Origin of the sequence: Corynebacterium jeikeium (genome assembly GCA_003955985.1) — a bacterium.
GTDB lineage: Bacteria > Actinomycetota > Actinomycetes > Mycobacteriales > Mycobacteriaceae > Corynebacterium > Corynebacterium jeikeium_D.
Genome location: CP033784.1, coordinates 2,288,167 through 2,304,762, shown reverse-complemented (window position 1 = coordinate 2,304,762; position 16,596 = coordinate 2,288,167). Strand labels below are relative to the sequence as shown.

Here is a 16,596-nt window from a genome sequence, read left to right as displayed (position 1 = left end):
ATTATGTCCCGTCACGTACTTGTTTTGAACTCCGGTTCCTCCTCTATCAAGTTTCAGCTGGTAGATCCGGAGAAGGACTCAACGCAGCCGCCGTATGTCTCAGGTCTGGTGGAGCGCATTGGTGAAGAAGACGGCATTATTAATCTGAAGTTCTCCGGACAGAAGATTGAAATCACTGAGCCGATCGCTGACCACGCCAGTGGTCTTGACCGCGCGTTCGAGCTGATGGATGAGCACGGTGTTGGTCCGGAGTCGGTGGATATTGCGGCCGTCGGTCACCGCGTCGTTCACGGTGGTCGCCTGTTCTCTGGACCGGAGCTGATTACCGACGAAATCGTCGGCATGATCCGCGACCTTATTCCGCTGGCGCCGCTGCACAACCCGGCCAATATCGTAGGTATCGAAGAGTCTCGCAAGCTGCTTCCCGACGTGCCGCACGTCGCCGTCTTCGACACTGGTTTCTTCCACACCATGCCGCCAGCTGCTGCTCTGTACCCGCTCAATGCAGAGGTCGCATCGAAGTTTGATATCCGTCGTTACGGCTTCCACGGCACCTCGCATGAGTTTGTTTCCAAGCAGGTGCCGGACCTTCTGAATAAGCCGGCAGAGGAAATCAACCAGATTACGCTGCACCTGGGTAACGGTGCGTCGTGTGCGGCTATCCGAGGTGGCCAGGCGGTGGATACCTCGATGGGGCTGACTCCGCTGGCTGGTCTGATGATGGGTACCCGTACCGGTGACATTGACCCGGGCGTCATCTTCCACCTCTACCGCAACGGCATGAGCATCGACGAGATCGACAATCTGTGTAACCGCCAGTCCGGTCTGAAGGGTGTCTCTGGTGTCAATGACTTCCGAGTCCTGCAGGAGCGCATGGATGACCACGACCCGGATGCTTGGGCTGCGTACCAGATGTATGTCCACCAGCTGCGCCGCTACATTGGCTCTTACATGCTGATTCTCGGCCGCCTCGATGCCATCACCTTCACCGCCGGTGTCGGTGAGAACCATGTCGGTATCCGCCGTGATTCGATGGCTGAGCTTGAGAACTTCGGTATCAAGATTGATGACGAGCTCAACTCCCAGCCGAATGACGGCCCGCGTCTGATTTCGGCGGAGGACTCGAAGGTCAAGGTCTTCGTGGTACCGACCAACGAGGAACTGGCCATTGCTCGCTACGCAATGAGCTTCGTGGAGTAGGTTTTGGGGCAGGGGCCCTGGCGAGTAGGCAGGACCCCCTGTAACCCTCCGTAATCGACGGCTGCTAGATGCCCCATCTGTTGAATCCGCAGCTGTGACCCAACAAAAATGAGCTCGCTCCCACTGTCTTCCAAACTGGAAGAACCTAGTGGGGCGAGCTCATTTTTCACCGCCGGGGCGACTGCGCCTATGCCTCAACAGGCTCAGTCACCCGGTCATCGTTTCAACGCATCAGCGCAGCTAACTACCAGATGTAGACGCCGTCGCCGACCTGCAGGGTATCGAAGTACTTCACAGCATCATCGTGGTTCAGGTGGATGCAGCCGTGGGACATCTGACTAACAGAGCCCTCGTGGAAAGCTTCGCCGTCGTTGGTGAAGTACACCGAGAACGGCATCGGACCGTTGTAAGGACGGGACCACTCATCGCGGACCTTGCGGGTAACGCTCAGGTGGCCGCGGGTGGTTTCGTAACCCGGCATACCGGAGGACATTGGCACCGGACCGTAGGTGATGTTGCCATTTTCCTGCAGCCAGGTCTTCTGGTTAGCCAGGTCAACGCATGCGCGGGCGCTCGGCGGGCACGGGTTGTTTGGCTCTGGGCGTGGTTCAGGGCGTGGCTTCTGCTCTGGCTGTGGAGCAGGGGCAGGCGCCGGCTCAGGCTGCGACGGCTCGTCCTGGCCCCCCAGCAAACCGAAAATCTCGTTGACGACGCGGGTGGCTTCGGCCTTCTGTGCAGCTGGCAACGGCAGGCTGTCGATGGCGTTCAGCAGCTGAGTTTTGACCTTGTCCGCCACCTGCTTGTTGTTTTCAGCGAACTTGAAGTTTTCATTAATCAGAGCGACGACCGAATCCGGCAGCTTCACCGAAGAGGAATCCAGTACCTCAGAGAGCTCAGGGGCAAGGTCGCCCGAATTCAGAGTCGAGATCTCCGGCAGCTTGAGGTCCCGAACACTCTGGCTAAGCGACTGCAGGTCTGGAGAAACCGGCAGGGCAACGGCAGTGCCGGCCCCAATACCAAAGGCGGTGGTGAGGGCTGCAGCGCTGATAATTACGCGCTTAGCGCTGCGGAGAGAGGATTTCGAAGAGGCAAACATAGAGGATATCTTAAACCACGAAAGGCAATTCTCTCTTTATTCACCAATTATGGGGTGGCGCTCAGGCCCACAACAGCATGTTTGACCAGGTTCGGTAAGGAGCTGTTAGAGAGCTAACGCCAAGTCCGTGGCCGAATGAGATTTGCGATATCCACCAAGTTGTAGCGGTGTCGCGGAAACTGCGAAGAGCGTGCCAGCATCCGTAAGTCTTTTTCCAATCCTTCACGCAGGCCGGCCACGGTAAAGGGCGCATCGAAAAGACCATTGGAGCTAGCTGCATGGTCGAGGTTCGAGCTGCGCAACCAGTTCAGCGCGGACGCCATCACGGCGATGCGCAGCTGTGGCATGCGCGGTTCATTCGTCGGCAGCTCCACCAGACGACGCGCAGCACGGCGAATTCTCGATTCAGTTAACTCGGAGGGCATCCCTGAGGTGAGCATCAGAATCGTCGTCAAACGTGCCATGCGATGGTGACGGGAGTTACCGGGTACGCGGTCAAGCTGGGAGATAGCCATTTCGTGTTGGCGCTCAGAGGCCAGCTGACGAGCTAGCCCGAAGGCGGAGGATACCGTCGTCGGGTTGGCCGCCCACACGACGGCGTAGAGACGCAGGGTGTTGAAACGAATCGTCTGAGGCGACAGGGACTCGCTGGCCCAGGCGGGGGAGAAGATCTCGGGCGTATCGGCAGCGACATTATCCAGCGCGCTGCTCAAGTTCGCGGCGGCGCGGGCGACAGCGGGCTCGAGGAGAGATGCGTTGGCGATGCCCAAGCGCTGTTGAATCAACTCGAGAGTCGCTGCCAGCGCCAACTTCGGGGCGGGCTCGCCGGGCAGCATCGTCAGCACGTGGTGGAACGAGGCGAGGGCATCGTTGAATTGGTCGAGAAGCAAATAAGTCACGCCCTCGTACCAGTGGTAACGCCAATCGCGCTGCAAACGTTCAGAGACATCGCGGAGGCTGTCGCGGGCCTCATCAATTAATCCGAGGTCCAGTTTCGCACGCACGATGCCCAGTGGAATTTCCACGGAAGAGCCATACTCGGGTTCGGACAGCGCATTGGTCAGTGTTTCGATAAGTTCGTTGGGCTCTGTAAACGACGAGGCACTCAAGATGCGCGCACCCGGATCTGTCGGGTTAATCAGTGGTACAGGCAGCGCGAAGGTCACTTCTTGCGGAGTGATTTCCACGCCGCGGGTGATGCCGTCGACAAGCTGATCGGTGCGGAACACCAGGTGCTTGGTGCCGTACGTGGAACGCTGCGGCGAGAAATTCGACACCGCCTGCGGGAATTGCACGCCGTCGCGCACCGCCAGAATCTCGCGCAATACGCCGATGAGCTGCACACTCATCTCTTCGGCAGAACCGAAGCGAGCCTCCGGGTTCTCGTGGCAAGCGCGTAGTAGGAAGCGGTAGAGCGAGTAAAAACGGCGGAATAGAGGCTCTTCGACAGGTGAGGGTAGCCCCGGGTCGTAGATGCCGTTGGTCGCCGGCAACTTCAGAATCAGCGAGGCCAGCGTGCGGCCGACTGTGTAGATATCGCTGGCAATCGTTGGTCCCGTCGTGGCAATCTCCGGCGCCTGGAAACCGGGCGTGCCGTAGATATGGCCGTAGGCGCCGATGCCGGTGACCGCGCCAACGTCGATAAGCGTGACGTGGTCTTCGCTGAGCAGCACGTTGTCCGGCTTCAAATCGTTGTAGACAACGCCGCGCGAGTGCAGGTAATCCAGCGCGGGGAGCAGCTCCAGGATGTAGCCAATCGCCAGGTCACAGGGCATGACGCCGTCGGGGTAGCTCCGTCGCTGCTTGCGTAACGACGGGCCGCCGACGTACTCCATCACAATGAAGCCGGTGGCGCTGTTGGCGTCCGTCTCATCGATGAAGTTGATGATCTTCACAATTCCCGGATGCGAGATTTCCGCGAGGAACTCGCGTTCCGCCTGGACTACGGCGAAATCCTTCTCGTTTTTCGCTGCCATCATGCCCTTGAGCACGACCCAACGATCCGAGACATTGTGGTCAATCGCCAGGTAAATCCAGCCGAGCCCGCCGTGGGCAATCGGGCCTACGATCTCGTACTGATCCGCCACGATATCGCCGGCTTTCAGGCTCGGCGCCGGCTTATTCGTCGCTCGAATCTTCTCATCACTCATTACTGCATCGCGCGGATCCTGCGTTGTGATGTACGGCAGGTGCACCATGCCGTCGGCGACAGTGCGTCCGCGGTGTGCATTCGATCGCCTCCGGCGGAAGTCCTCCAACGCTTTCCGGTGCGAGGCCATCGACGGATCTGGCGTCTGGGCGCCGGGTTGGGTCGTCGCGCTTGACGACGAGCCCCCGCGCCCCAACAATTCGGCGATATCGAACTCTTCGTCATCGTCATCATCGTCCGCAAAAGGGTCGAAGGCGACAGCGGCAGTGCCGGGCTCTTGTTCGTCGTCTTCATCGGCGAATGGGTCGAAGGCGACGGCCTGAGTGGCAGCTGCCTCTGCCTCTGCGTGAGCATCCTCCTGGGGCTCCGGCGTGTACTGGGGATGCTGGGCTTGCTCGGATTGCTGGGCTTGTTCGGAGAACTGGTTTTCGTCGCTCATCGGTTATCCACCTCGCCTTCTGGAGCAGCTTCCGGTGTGGGGGAGATTCCAAGTATGTCTTCATCGTCGCCGTACTGTGGCGATGGCTGTGTACCGCTTGGCAGGAAGGGGCCGAACCAAGTGTCGTAGAGGGACTGCCAGGTGCCATCGCTGGCCATACGCTCCAGGGTCGCGTTGATTTGGCGAACTAGGCCTGGGTTCCCCTTGGATACACCGGCCGCGTAGCTTTCCTCGTTCAAGCCCCGCTGGACAATGGCGGTAGCCGGATCTTGGTCGTTGATACCAGCGAGGATGGTGTCATCGGCAACGACAATCTCTGCCTGGCTGTTTTGAAGTGAAATGAGGCAGTCCGACCAGTTACCGACCAACAGCAGCGTATTGTTCGGCGAGAGCCGTCGAATCAAATCCTCGGTAGTGGATCCCCGGGAAACGCAGATGCGACCGTCCTCGACGTCCTCGGGGGAAGCATCGCCACCCGGCGAAGAGACTAGAACTCCAGCTCGTGCTGTCAAATACGGTGTGGAGAACAGCACCCTTTCGCGCCGGGCATCGGTGACCGTCATAGTGCGCAAAACGACATCGACAGTGCCGTCTTCGAGTGCGGCAGTGCGTTCGTTGCTGTCGACGAACCGAAACTCGACAGCATCGGGATTGTCAAAGATGTCCCGGGCAATCTCTTGTGCCAGGGATACTTCAAACCCCGAGAGCTCTCCGCTGCTGAAGTCGCGGAAGCTGAGCAGGTTCAATGATTGGTCAACACCAACGATGATGCGGCCGCGCTGGTAAATCTCCGGGATTCGCTCTTCCGGTGTTTGGTCATCGGGGGCGAGTGTGGACAGATCTGGGGTGTTGGCTTCTGCCGCAGGCTTCCTCGAGGAGGCTTTGTCGTAGAACGCGCCCGGTGGCAGGGGGAAGTCACCGGTGGCCTCCAGGATTGTGCGCGAGTAGGGATCGTCGGCAAGCGAATCGGTCGCGCAGGCACTGACGGTGAGCCCGGCGATGGCGAGTGCACCAAGGACGGCCCCGCGCCGCCAACCGGCGAGACTGTGGAGCGACGGGGAGAACGAAACAATCATAGGTACTCCAGAAGCCGGTGTCGGAAGCCGAAAACAACCAGAACTGCCGCGATGACGGTCAGCGTAACCGTGGCGAGGGACAGTGCCGCGATAGCGCGACGGGATTGGTCGAGGTTCTCACGGGCGGTCAGGCGGGACTCGGCGATGGAATTCTGTAGCGACTCATCGACCTGGTTGAACGCAGTCGCCGACGAGCTGGCATTATCCACATCGGTCGCGATGCGAACCGCACCGGCGTAGTCGCCTGAACTCAAGTGCTCCATCATCAGGTTGTGGCCGGACTCCCAGCTGTAGATACCGTGGATAGCGGCTCTGACATCGTCGTCCGGCGCGTTGGTGTCCACTCTTTCCAGCTCGCCGACCAGGGTGCGCACCGACTGCGAGAAGGACTCCGCATCCGCGGGCTGACGGCGCACTAAGCCGAGGGTTTCGCTGGCGCGTAGCTGCTGGGCATCAATGCGTACTTGGGTTAGGGCATGAACGTCCGGGCGCTGCTCTCCGAAGAGGGAGTTAGACTGCCACGGCTGAGTGGTGGCGATTCCCACACCGACAAGTGCGATGGCCATCAGCATGGTTGCACCAAACAGGCCGACGTTGAATAGTCGACCGGTGCGGCGAGTCAGCCACCACTGTGTGATTAGCAGCATCAAAATTGCCGCTGCCAGGCCTGACATCGGGAAAAGAGGTGGTTTCGATAGTTCGCGCTGCTCCTCATTAGTGGTGGTACTGGTGCGTTCGTAGAGCGATTTTGCAGCTGGCAGAATCTGGACCTGCATCAAGTTTGAGGCAGAGGCGAGGTACGCGACACTGACGGGGTTGCCCTGGCGCGCATTCGCGCGAGCTGTCTCGACCATGCCGGTGTAGACCGGCAACAGTCGCTGTACAGTCGCGACATCCTTCATCTCTGGATCATCGACGTTTTCAATGCCCGTAGCTGCGCGGGTAGCGGACATGGATGCTTGTGCGATGACATCGTCGAAGTTGCTGACCAAGTCCTGGCTGCTGTTGAGCGTGCCGCGGGAAAAAGCGGTGTTGGCCGACGCATCGGCAATCGTCAGCGAGGCATAGAGATTCTGCGAGGCATTGGCCATCGGCTCGCTCAGCTGCGAAATGCGGGTGAGCTGCTGCTGGCGTTGCGAGGTTGTTTGCCACATGGATAGGCCGGCGGCCAGGATTGCGACGATGAGGATGAGGGCGACTATGGTCAATCGGCCCGGCGACGTTATCAAAAATGACGCTGACCGGCGCACATACGTGGCCGACGGGCCGAGCTTGTCGTAGAGGCGCTCACCGAGAAAACGTGTCAATCTCCGGTTGCGCGGGCCAATCTCCAGGGCATCCACGCGCAAGTCTGTATCGCGCGGAGAGTCTGCTAGGGCTGTTGGGGTTGTGGCCGTTGCTGGGGCATTAGCCGAGGACTCTGTAGTTTCCAGAGCAGTTGATGGTGCCGCACTCTCGGTAGCCGGGGTGGTGTCGGGAGTATCTTTCGATTCTTTTGCCGCCTGAGCCGCAGTGTGTATGTCTAAGCTTTCGCCACCGGGAGTGGTGCGACCGCTGAAACGAGTTCGGCGTGGAGCACGATTCTTGCGGTGGAATGGGTTTCGGTTTTTGTCGTGGGCACGGGAATGAGGCGCACTTGAAGTGGTTTCACCCATGTGCACGTGTCCTTCCGACGTGACCGAAGTCGCCTGCGACGATCTCTCCGCTCAGAGCAACGTTAGTTCCTTGCAAATCTTAGTCGCTCGGGCTTGTGACGGAAAACACAAGGGTATCTGGCGTAGGGTGGAGACATGCTTCAGGATGGAAATGGTTGGGCAGCCGGCCCCAACGGTACGCGCTGCTGGGGACGCTTCGGAGCTGCAGGGCTGCTGATTGTGAGCCCTCAGCGCACGGTGCTTATGCAGTATCGAGCTGACTGGACATCGTTCCCCCTAACGTGGGGTGTTCCTGGTGGGGCTTGTGATTCTCATGAGACTCCTGAGGCGACCGCGCTGCGTGAAACGGCTGAGGAAACTGGGCTGCTGGAGCATCAGCTTCGCATCCTCGACACGCAGGTCACCACCGGGCCCTTCCCGGCCGATCCGGACCGCCCCGAGCTCGCCGGCGGCTGGAAGTACCACACGGTCTACGCACTAGCTGCCGAAGAGCTGGAGACGAATCCGAACGAAGAGTCTCTAGAGCTGCGCTGGATTCCGCTTGACGACGTCGACAGCCTCAATCTGCTGCCGCCTTTCGTGGAATCGTGGCCCCGGGTGCGCGCGCACCTCGAGAAATTGTTGGAGGCCCTTGGCTAGGTGGCTAAGGTCTGAGGTTAACACCGACCATTGAGGCTGCACGCTGAGATTTGGCACACCAAAGCCGCTCCCCGGCGCGACTTTTAAGTCGGGAGAGCGGCTTGTCTACTTGTTGCTTACTTGGAGTCGGCAACTGCTGCTGCGCCAGCGGCCAGCGCGGTGACGGTCAGGACAGACGGCCATGCGCCAATCTTCTTAGCCAGCGGGTGTGAGAGGCCGAAAGCGCCGAGGTAGGCGGCTACTAGGCCGGCGGCACCCAGGGCGCCGGTCTTTGCATTCCAGGTGCGTGCTGCGTATGCGCCGGCGGCACCCAAGATGACGCCACCGAGCGGACGAATGCCTGTTTCGCGAGCGGTGAGCCAGCCGCCGATGAGGCCAGTGGCCACGAGCGGAGCGGTCTTTACGTCTTTTGCCTTCTTCAAAGTAATAGCCATAAGCATCATCGTACCTAGTAAGAAGGGCTTGGCGGCGCGCTTTTAGAACGGCTCCTGGCGGCGCTGGTGCTCCTCAACATAGCTTTCCGAGTGCTCCGCCAGCTTTAGTAGCGAGGGCAGTGCCTTAATTAGCGCACGAACGTCCTTTTGCGACATTGTCCGCACAATTTCGTACACCAGCGCACCCCAGTGGTCGATAAGTTGCTCCAGCAGCGTTTCGCCATCGCTGGAGACATAGAGGTTCTGCGCACGGCGATCCTTTGCGTTGTTCTCGCGTTCAATCAGTCCGTTGTCGAGTAGACGGCGAACTGTTGCCGAAACGTTGGACGGGCGTAGGAAACGCAGGCGTGCAATGTCGGATACGCCGCAGCCCGGGTGGGTTGAAATAAAGTGCAGTACTTCCATTTCCGACTGGGAAATGTCCATCCTGGCATTCGGGCGCTCACCGAGGCGGCGAGTCGATGCAAGGAAGTCATACAGGCCGATGGAAATCTTCTGCACGCTTTCGCGCAGGGATTCATCGGACTCAGTCGAGTCATCCGCGGTGGGGAAGCCGCTCGCTGGCTCCGGGGTAGTGGTGCGCTGAGGGGAGCGTGCAGAAGTCATGATCTTCCTTCCCGACGTAATGAATTGATGTTCTGAATAAACACCTTATATCGTCGAAATAACTTTCTGTGGTGAAAATTTGTAGATTGAACAAAAAGTTAGGCTCATAAGTGTTGTGCGGGTGCTTTATCGCCCATTTCTGCCCCTGATTTTAGGGGCTGGCAGCAAGAACTCCGCTTTACGACGGCCCCAGCGACACCCCCTAGAAGGAACTAGGCCTACGCGGTTTTCCGCCGCGTTTATCTACACTTCGTAATCCACAATCACCGGAGCATGGTCGGATGCGCCTTTGCCCTGACGCTCTTCGATGTCGATGAATCCGGCGGACGCCTTTGCCGCGAGGGCGGGGGAGGCGAGCTGGAAGTCGATGCGCATGCCCTCATCCTTGAAAAAGCGGCCAGCTTTGTAATCCCAGTAGGTCCACTGGTTTGGGGTGAATTGGCGAGTTACCTCCTTCATGCCCGCCTGCTCCAGCGCATAGAAAGCTGCGCGTTCAGGTGGTGTGACATGTGTTTTCCCCGCGAAGGCTGCCATTGACCAGACATCGCCGTCGGTCGGGGCGATGTTGAAGTCGCCGCCCATCATGAAGGTGGCCTCCGGGTCGTCGTCAAGCGTGGCGATGATGTGCTGACGGAGCCGCTCCAAAAATTCGAGCTTGTACTCGAAGTGCAGGTCGGTGATGTCGCGGCCGTTCGGGATGTAGAGGCTGTGGATGCGCACGCCACCGCAGGTAGCAGCGATATGGCGGGCCTCCAATGTGGGAGTTGCGTCGGGGTCCTTGTTGAAACCGGGCTGACCGGGGAACCCTGCCTGGATGTCCTCAAGGCCGACGCGGGAGATGATGGCAACGCCATTCCACTGATTCAGGCCGTGGTGGGCGACTTGGTATCCCAGCTCTTCAAAAGCAGCGGTGGGGAATTGGTCGTCCTTGCACTTGGTTTCCTGGACGGCCAGGACATCAATGTCATTCCGGCGCAGCATTTCCACCATTCGGTCGAGGCGAGTTCGAGCCGAATTGACGTTCCAGACACAGATTCGCATATCAACGATTGTAAAAGGGGAACGAAACGGCGGCCTCATGCGTTGAACAAAGCAGTGACAAAATAGGCGGACAAAAACGGATAAGGTGGGCGGAAGCCCGGTAGGAAAGGGAGTTTCGAGGTTGGCTAACTGGGACGATCGCCGTTACGGCGGCGAGTACAGTCCGACGGATTACCTGGGTAGTAGTGGCAGGAACGCTTATCGGGAACACGACGCATATGCGGCGTACGATGCGGCAATGCCGTATCAGGAAGTGCCATATCCGGTAGCAAACATTCCGGTCGGCTATGAAAGCGGGTACCCCGCTAGCTATGGGGTGTCTTCCTTCGGTGAGCTCAGTGCCAATCCCAAAGTCGCGCCGCTGACCGCTCAAATGGCAGTACACCTGGGCTTTGACCCCAATCTGGCCAATGGCTCAGTGGCACGTCGTGGTGGTGCGCTGTTGGTGGATTCTGTCATCTACACTGCATTGATTGCCTCCATTGCAGTTCTCACTAGCATCGTGGGGACATCGGACAGCGGCGTAATGGTGATGCTGATCAGCCTCTTCCTCGGTCCCGGTGGTTTTTACCTCTACCGCGTGGCGGGGGACTCCATCTTCGACGGGTCGCCGGGTAAACACGCCATGGGCATGAAAATCGAAGGTGCACACGGGATGCCAGTCTCAGCCCGCGATGGTTTTGTGCGCAATGCCTGGATTCTGCCGTCGATGATTCCGGTCGCCGGTTGGTTTGTCTCTGCGGGCCTGGCCGGCTGGATTGCAATGGCTGCCTCACGCGATCCGCTGGGGAGAGGTCGTCATGAACTCTCGGTCCACACCCGTGTGGTGGAAAAGCCGGAGACGCGCGAGCTGCCGCGTGGGCAGCGCCGCATGGGCAATCGCATGGGTAGCAAAGAGCAGCAGGGCAAGCAGCTGAAGCGGATTAAAAGGGTTAAGCGCGGGAAGTAGGGCAATCAGGGCGAGCAGCGCAGGGCCGAAACGTAACCCCCGGCCCCTAAGCCCCTGTCAGCTCCGCGTAGCGGTGCCGGTGGTGCTCGGTAAAACCGAGTGTCCGGTACAGCGCAATGCCAGCCTCATTTGAGCCCAATACCTGCAGATATGCAGAATCTGCCCCGTGTTGTGTGCCCCAGTGCATCATGTGAATTCCCAGTAGGGTGCCAAGTCCTCGGCGGCGCATATCGGCTGCGACTTCCACAGCGGAGAACCCGAGCCACACACGGCCGTCGTCCGATTCGGTCAGCGTGCCGCGCGTAATGGCTACCGTGCGTATGCCTTCAGGCGCATTGTTGTCAGGCACTTGCAGGCGTCCGAAGCACATGCGGCCATCAATTTCATTGCGCAGAAGCTGTAGTGCATGCTCGGGCAGCGTGGTACCGCGGAAATGGTAGAGCCCCAGCCAGTCGTCGTCAGGTTGATCAGCGATATCCACCTGCACGTCTGCAAGCTCGACGCTGTGCTCATCGAGCACCTGTACGGCGCTGTGCGATTCAGCTGCCAATTCAGCAGGCGGCAAATCCCCATCGAGTGAGCGCGTCATAACCACAATGTCCGGCCCGACCGTCCACTCCGGCCCCGCGACCAGCGCCTGTGCAGGTTTGGCGATTCTATCCGGAATCGCAATCCGCACCGGCAAATCGTGGGAATCGTAAAACGACTTAATCTTCTCCAACGGCACCGGCTGAGTGCTGGCTCCGGGTTCGAGCGGCAGTGCGGAGTTGGAACGCTCCGTGATGCCGTCGCCCGCACGCAGCAGCCAGCCCGACTCCACCACGTGCGCGATACCCGGGAAGGCCTTCGCTGTCGCAGTTTCCACGGCGCGAATATCCGAATTGCGCACCGGATGATCGGGGAGGGCCTTCACAATCAAAATGTGCTTATCGCTAAAGTCCACTGCTGCCACGGACTCGTCGGCACGCACGCCAGCACGAACCTGTGGACGCACGACGAACGGATCCATGCTGAGCACATGCCCAATGACGTCCGTAGTCTTCTTGCCGCTGGCCAGCGCCTCTTCATCGGTTAGCGCGCGCCGCACAATGACACGACGTCCCACCGCTACCTCACCGACACCCCAACGGGAAATCGGTAGCTTCTGGGCTGCATTTTCGCTTGCCGACGACTCCAATTGCCTATCCGTCACGATTTAATCCTCGTGGCCGAACGGATCCGGATCCACGCCCGGCATCCAGGTCAGGCCGCCCTCGGTCCAACCGGCGCGCTTGATTTCCTTCTTGGCCATGCGCTTCCAACGGCCCGTGAGGCAGTCGGTGTAGAGGAACCCATCCAGGTGGCCGACTTCGTGCTGCATGCAGCGGGCGAAGAAACCGGTGGCCTCGATGCGGACCTCTTCGCCGTTTTCATCCAGGCCGGTGACAACAGCCTTCTCCGCGCGGTTGGTGGGGAAGGACAGGCCGGGTACAGAGAGGCAGCCTTCGTCATCGGAACCGTCGTCATTAGGCATGGTCTTCGGGATTTCACTGGTGGTCAGCACCGGATTGATGACGCAGCCGCGGTGCCAGACATCGTCGTCATCGGGGCAGTTGTAGACGAACAGACGCTTGCCGACGCCCACCTGGTTGGCAGCCAGCCCCACACCGTGGGCGCGGTCCATGGTTTCGTACATGTCCTCGATGAGCTCACGCAGCTCGGAGATGTCCTCGGTTACCGGCTGGGTAGGAGTGTGGAGAACGGGGTCTCCGGCAATCACAATGGGACGGATAGTCATGCCGCTGATTCTACTCGGCGTCCATGTTTTCTAAATCGCCTGGTGATGCCTGAGTTGTGTCAGGGAGTTGTAGGTGGGGCGTAGGTGAGGCTGGGTGGCTAGATCTGACGATGTATCTTCACTAAGTATCTGCATAGACAGTGTCGTGCAGAATAGAGGATCAGGGCGAGCGAGAAGGAAAGCGGGGTGCGGAAAGTGGTGAGCAAGAAGCCCATAGGTGGCAGCCACGAACCTGAGGCCGAGCGGCGGCTTGACTCATCCGAACATCTCGGACTCGTGGGTGATACCAGCGGCATTGAGCCCATTTTGGCGCAGAAAATGCTGGATTTTGAGAAGGAATGGCTGAAAGTTGCCCGCCGTGGGCCGCGTATGGCCGGTGCGCGGCAGGAGGCAATTCGGCGTCGCTTTGCCGAGGACTTCGGCAACAACACAATCCGTTACCACCAGGTACTTTCGCGACTTCTCGATTCTCCGGCAGCCGAAGCGGCCGAACCCGTGTTGGTTCATCGGCTGCGCGCCGTGCGGGACAACCAAGACGCATAAGGTTCAAGTTTCACTTCACGGTTCGGCGGCAGAACATATAGGATGTGGGATGTGTCTGACCAACTAAACCCTCAGAATTCGCCGCGTCCGGGCCGTCATCGACTCGATGACGACTTCGACGACTTCGATGAGTACAGCGATTACGCGGAGGCTCCCGCCGCTGGCGGCGCCCATGCGTACTCCGAGCCGTCGGATGCTCAACACACAGCGCCAAAATCTGCGGCTCCCGCCGCTGGTGCAGCTGCTGCTGGTGCCACCGCCGCCTCGACCGGTGCCAGCGCTGGGGCTGCTAGCAATTCCGCAGCTGCTGATGGTGTTGATGACGGCGACATCGGCGACGGTGCCGGTGATGGCCGCTACATGCGCGTTCTCGCTATCGTGCTGCTCGCTATCGGCGTGTGCCTGGTCGCCTACGGTGCCTATGCACTCAGCACACGTGGCGACGATGCCGAGAACACCGGCCAGAATGACACCTCGGCATCCGCTCCGGTTGACTCTGGTGCGCCTGCTGACTCGGCCAACGGCAGTGATCCGGCAAAGGATGGTGCTGTTGGAGATGGTGACGGCGAGGTTCCGCCGCCGCCACCGGCAAATGAGCCAGGCAAACCGGTTCCTCCCGCTGAGAATCCGCCGGCACAGGATGAGGCCAACGAAGCGCCCCAGATTGACCGCAAGACTGTCAAGGTCAGTGTCCTGAATAACTCTGAGGTCGTGGGCCTCGCCGATGACCTGTCCAAGCAGATGGGCGAGCAGGGCTGGGGCGCCGGCGAGACCGGCAATGCTCCTGAAGAGAAGATGGGTGTGTGGGAGAAGACCACCGTCTACTTCGACCCGAGGAACGAAGAGGAAAAGGCCGCCGCTGAGCAGATCGCGCATGACAACGGTTGGGAAGCCGCACCTCGCGATGACCGCCTCCGGGACGCTCCGGCGGGAATCGTCGTGGTCGCCACTGACCCGGCTCACTAGACTCCCGGCCCACCAGGCTTTGGTCTCTCACTAAGGTTTGCGGCCTAAGTCTCAAAACCTGCCGCCGTGGTGCGAAGCCCCATAGCTTTCCAAGTCCCGCGTAAGCCACACATTTCATGGCCTACGCGGGGCTTTTGCATATTTTGCAGTCTCAAACAGATCACGGCTGAAAAAGGGGTACTAGTATTCTGCTAGTAGCCAGTGAGGTCTGTGAGGTTTTTATGTTCGCCGTAAAGCGTCGTCGTGTTGCTGTCGCCACCGCGTTGGGTTGTGCTGCAACACTGTTGGTGTCCTGCTCGGGGGTTGAATCCAGCAGCGACAAGGACGGGAACGCAGGCGCGTCGACAAGCACTGCGCCAGTGAGCGTAGATCCGGCTGCACCGAAGCTGACCGAGCGAGTCAGCGCCTATAACTTCATCCGAACAAACGACGACGGATCAATGAAAATGCTGGCAACTGTACAGGTCATGAGCGCCAAGGGATGGATGGGCCTTTCCGACGAAAAAGGTCAGTTCACTACCTTGGATAAGGGCAAGTACACAGTGCAGGCGCGCGGTGCATCTGGCTGCAGTGGCATCGGCAGCCCCGCAACCGAAGGGTTGGGTGTCATCGGCGAAGTGCACGTCGATGACAAACGGAATGCAGATGTCTGGAACGTTCCGTCCAAGGTGGATGAAGACAGTTTCACCACAGTTGCGCTTGTCGATTCCAACGGTGACCTTGCCTCCTGCGCAAAAACCGTCACCTGGACGGAGCCAACTGAGGAAAACGACTCCTAGTGTGAAAAAATAGCGGTATGACTGAGCAATTTTCCGGATCGGCGCAGCCATCACTGGGAGTGGAATGGGAAGTGGCGTTCGTTGACCGACGAACGCGCGACACCGCCCCCGCTGCCGCCGAGGTGCTCGACATCATCGATGCGGAGCATCCCGGACATGGGCTCCAGCGAGAGTTCCTCGCCAACACCGTAGAGCTCGTCACCGGTGTGCACACGAACGTGCCCGGTGCCGTAGCGGAGCTCCAAAGCCAGCTGGACATGGTTCTCGAGGCCGCTGATCGCGTTGGGGTGGATGTGTGGTCATCGGGCTCGCATCCGTTCGCCCGCGGTACTGCTCAGCAGGTCAGCGCTAAGGGGCACTACTCCGAAATCATCAACCGCACTCAGTGGTGGGGTAACCAGATGATCATCTGGGGAGTCCACGTCCATGTTGGCATTAAGGACTCCGAACGCGTTTGGCCGATCATTCAGGCCCTGGCAACGAAGCTGCCGCACATGTTGGCGCTGTCTGCCTCCTCACCGGCCTGGAACGGTGAGGACATGGGTTACGCTTCCAACCGAAGCCTGCTCTACCAGCAGCTTCCCACCGCGGGTCAGCCGCCGGCGATTTACACGTGGCCCGAGTGGGAGTCCTACATGCACGACCAGTCCCGCTCCGGCGTCATCAATCACACCGGCTCGATGCACTTGGACATTCGCCCGGCATCAAAGTACGGCACCATTGAGATTCGTGTCGCTGACGCTACCTCTAACCTGCAGGAACTCGCCGCTATCGTGGCATTGACGCACTGCCTGACGGTTTACTACGACCGCATGTGGGAGGCTGGCGAGGAACTACCGTCACTGCAGTCCTGGCACATCGCCGAAAACAAGTGGCGCGCCGCTCGCTACGGGATGGACGCGTTGGTCATCGTCAATCGCGATACCGACGAGCGGTGGGTTCGCGATGAACTCCGTGAGCTTGTGGTTCAGCTCGCCCCGCTTGCCGACGAACTGGGCTGCCGAGCCGAACTGGAATTCGTCAACAACATCGTGGAAATGGGCGCGGCATACGAGCGTCAGCGCACTGTGGCGGATGCGGCCGGGGCGCTGCCTTCCATGGCTACCGAGGACGACGTACGAGCGAACGAAGAGCGCATTGGCCACACCCCGTGGCGGGCCGCTGTGGATCTTGCAGTGCAGGAACTGCGCGCCGGGCATCCGATAGCGCCTGCAGATTTCCACGAGCAGGTGAGCGACTAGCCGTCG

The 16,596-nt window shown here is 59.7% G+C and carries 16 protein-coding genes; 7 read left to right on the top strand and 9 right to left on the bottom strand.

The features are described from left to right. The first annotated feature begins 3 nt into the window (after positions 1–3). Positions 4–1,200 (top strand): acetate kinase, encoded by a 1,197-nt coding sequence (locus EGX79_10200; GenBank protein ID AYX82511.1) that lies wholly within the window; start codon positions 4–6, stop codon positions 1,198–1,200. A 244-nt stretch (positions 1,201–1,444) separates the two neighbouring features. Here the strand turns inward: EGX79_10200 and EGX79_10195 are convergent, their stop codons facing one another. The 4 genes from EGX79_10195 to EGX79_10180 form a co-directional block, all read right to left on the bottom strand. Next, on the bottom strand, positions 1,445–2,296 hold the full coding sequence (locus EGX79_10195) for a L,D-transpeptidase (protein AYX82510.1): 852 nt from the start codon (positions 2,294–2,296) through the stop codon (positions 1,445–1,447). Between the two features lie 113 nt (positions 2,297–2,409). Next, the gene (locus tag EGX79_10190; protein AYX82509.1) at positions 2,410–4,884 is read right to left on the bottom strand and encodes a serine/threonine protein kinase; all 2,475 of its coding nucleotides are present in this window, start codon (positions 4,882–4,884) and stop codon (positions 2,410–2,412) included. Next, on the bottom strand, positions 4,881–5,960 hold the full coding sequence (locus EGX79_10185) for a glutamate ABC transporter substrate-binding protein (protein ID AYX82508.1): 1,080 nt from the start codon (positions 5,958–5,960) through the stop codon (positions 4,881–4,883). The genes EGX79_10190 and EGX79_10185 overlap by 4 nt, the downstream gene beginning before the upstream one ends. Continuing rightward, a complete protein-coding gene (locus EGX79_10180; GenBank protein ID AYX82507.1) occupies positions 5,957–7,615 on the bottom strand; it encodes a hypothetical protein in 1,659 nt (552 codons plus the stop codon). Before EGX79_10180 ends, EGX79_10185 begins: the two co-directional genes overlap by 4 nt. Positions 7,616–7,750: 135 nt before the next feature. On the opposite strand from EGX79_10180, the gene EGX79_10175 reads away from it, so the two are divergent. Further along, positions 7,751–8,254: an NUDIX hydrolase gene (locus EGX79_10175; GenBank protein ID AYX82506.1), complete on the top strand. Its 504-nt coding sequence runs from the start codon at positions 7,751–7,753 to the stop codon at positions 8,252–8,254. Between the two features lie 116 nt (positions 8,255–8,370). Here the strand turns inward: EGX79_10175 and EGX79_10170 are convergent, their stop codons facing one another. From EGX79_10170 to EGX79_10160, 3 genes are all read right to left on the bottom strand, one after another. Next, positions 8,371–8,694 (bottom strand): hypothetical protein, encoded by a 324-nt coding sequence (locus tag EGX79_10170; GenBank protein AYX82801.1) that lies wholly within the window; start codon positions 8,692–8,694, stop codon positions 8,371–8,373. 36 nt (positions 8,695–8,730) lie between these two features. Continuing rightward, positions 8,731–9,294 carry a MarR family transcriptional regulator gene (locus EGX79_10165; protein AYX82505.1) on the bottom strand — a complete coding sequence of 188 codons (564 nt, stop codon included), beginning with the start codon at positions 9,292–9,294 and terminating at the stop codon, positions 8,731–8,733. Between the two features lie 243 nt (positions 9,295–9,537). Further along, the gene (locus tag EGX79_10160) at positions 9,538–10,335 is read right to left on the bottom strand and encodes an exodeoxyribonuclease III (protein ID AYX82504.1); all 798 of its coding nucleotides are present in this window, start codon (positions 10,333–10,335) and stop codon (positions 9,538–9,540) included. An 85-nt stretch (positions 10,336–10,420) separates the two neighbouring features. Here EGX79_10160 and EGX79_10155 point away from each other — a divergent pair, with 85 nt between their 5' ends. Beyond that, positions 10,421–11,284 (top strand): RDD family protein, encoded by an 864-nt coding sequence (locus tag EGX79_10155; protein ID AYX82503.1) that lies wholly within the window; start codon positions 10,421–10,423, stop codon positions 11,282–11,284. 46 nt (positions 11,285–11,330) lie between these two features. Here EGX79_10155 and EGX79_10150 read toward each other — a convergent pair whose 3' ends face one another. Next, positions 11,331–12,476 carry a GNAT family N-acetyltransferase gene (locus tag EGX79_10150; protein ID AYX82502.1) on the bottom strand — a complete coding sequence of 382 codons (1,146 nt, stop codon included), beginning with the start codon at positions 12,474–12,476 and terminating at the stop codon, positions 11,331–11,333. Between the two features lie 3 nt (positions 12,477–12,479). Then, positions 12,480–13,061, bottom strand: a complete 582-nt coding sequence (locus tag EGX79_10145) for a peptide deformylase (protein AYX82501.1) — start codon at positions 13,059–13,061, stop codon at positions 12,480–12,482. Between the two features lie 186 nt (positions 13,062–13,247). Between EGX79_10145 and EGX79_10140 the strand changes: the two genes are divergently transcribed. The 4 genes from EGX79_10140 to EGX79_10125 all read left to right on the top strand — a co-directional run bounded on the left by EGX79_10140 (position 13,248) and on the right by EGX79_10125 (position 16,590). Then, the gene (locus EGX79_10140; protein AYX82500.1) at positions 13,248–13,604 is read left to right on the top strand and encodes a DUF3263 domain-containing protein; all 357 of its coding nucleotides are present in this window, start codon (positions 13,248–13,250) and stop codon (positions 13,602–13,604) included. Between the two features lie 51 nt (positions 13,605–13,655). Next, complete coding sequence (locus EGX79_10135; protein ID AYX82800.1) at positions 13,656–14,570, top strand: LytR family transcriptional regulator; 915 nt, start codon at positions 13,656–13,658, stop codon at positions 14,568–14,570. A gap of 221 nt (positions 14,571–14,791) precedes the next feature. Continuing rightward, entirely contained in the window at positions 14,792–15,349 is a 558-nt protein-coding gene (locus tag EGX79_10130) for a hypothetical protein (protein AYX82499.1), read from the top strand. Between the two features lie 17 nt (positions 15,350–15,366). After that, positions 15,367–16,590, top strand: a complete 1,224-nt coding sequence (locus tag EGX79_10125) for a glutamate--cysteine ligase (GenBank protein ID AYX82498.1) — start codon at positions 15,367–15,369, stop codon at positions 16,588–16,590. The last annotated feature ends 6 nt before the right edge of the window (positions 16,591–16,596 follow it).

Bases quoted from the DNA above. Each gene is read 5' to 3' on its own strand.
- EGX79_10200 (AYX82511.1), top strand. From the start codon at position 4: ATGTCCCGTCACGTACTTGTTTTGAACTCCGGTTCCTCCTCTATCAAG.
- EGX79_10195 (AYX82510.1), bottom strand. From the start codon at position 2,296: ATGTTTGCCTCTTCGAAATCCTCTCTCCGCAGCGCTAAGCGCGTAATT.
- EGX79_10190 (AYX82509.1), bottom strand. From the start codon at position 4,884: ATGAGCGACGAAAACCAGTTCTCCGAACAAGCCCAGCAATCCGAGCAA.
- EGX79_10185 (AYX82508.1), bottom strand. From the start codon at position 5,960: ATGATTGTTTCGTTCTCCCCGTCGCTCCACAGTCTCGCCGGTTGGCGG.
- EGX79_10180 (AYX82507.1), bottom strand. From the start codon at position 7,615: ATGGGTGAAACCACTTCAAGTGCGCCTCATTCCCGTGCCCACGACAAA.
- EGX79_10175 (AYX82506.1), top strand. From the start codon at position 7,751: ATGCTTCAGGATGGAAATGGTTGGGCAGCCGGCCCCAACGGTACGCGC.
- EGX79_10170 (AYX82801.1), bottom strand. From the start codon at position 8,694: ATGCTTATGGCTATTACTTTGAAGAAGGCAAAAGACGTAAAGACCGCT.
- EGX79_10165 (AYX82505.1), bottom strand. From the start codon at position 9,294: ATGACTTCTGCACGCTCCCCTCAGCGCACCACTACCCCGGAGCCAGCG.
- EGX79_10160 (AYX82504.1), bottom strand. From the start codon at position 10,335: ATGCGAATCTGTGTCTGGAACGTCAATTCGGCTCGAACTCGCCTCGAC.
- EGX79_10145 (AYX82501.1), bottom strand. From the start codon at position 13,061: ATGACTATCCGTCCCATTGTGATTGCCGGAGACCCCGTTCTCCACACT.
- EGX79_10130 (AYX82499.1), top strand. From the start codon at position 14,792: ATGTTCGCCGTAAAGCGTCGTCGTGTTGCTGTCGCCACCGCGTTGGGT.
- EGX79_10125 (AYX82498.1), top strand. From the start codon at position 15,367: ATGACTGAGCAATTTTCCGGATCGGCGCAGCCATCACTGGGAGTGGAA.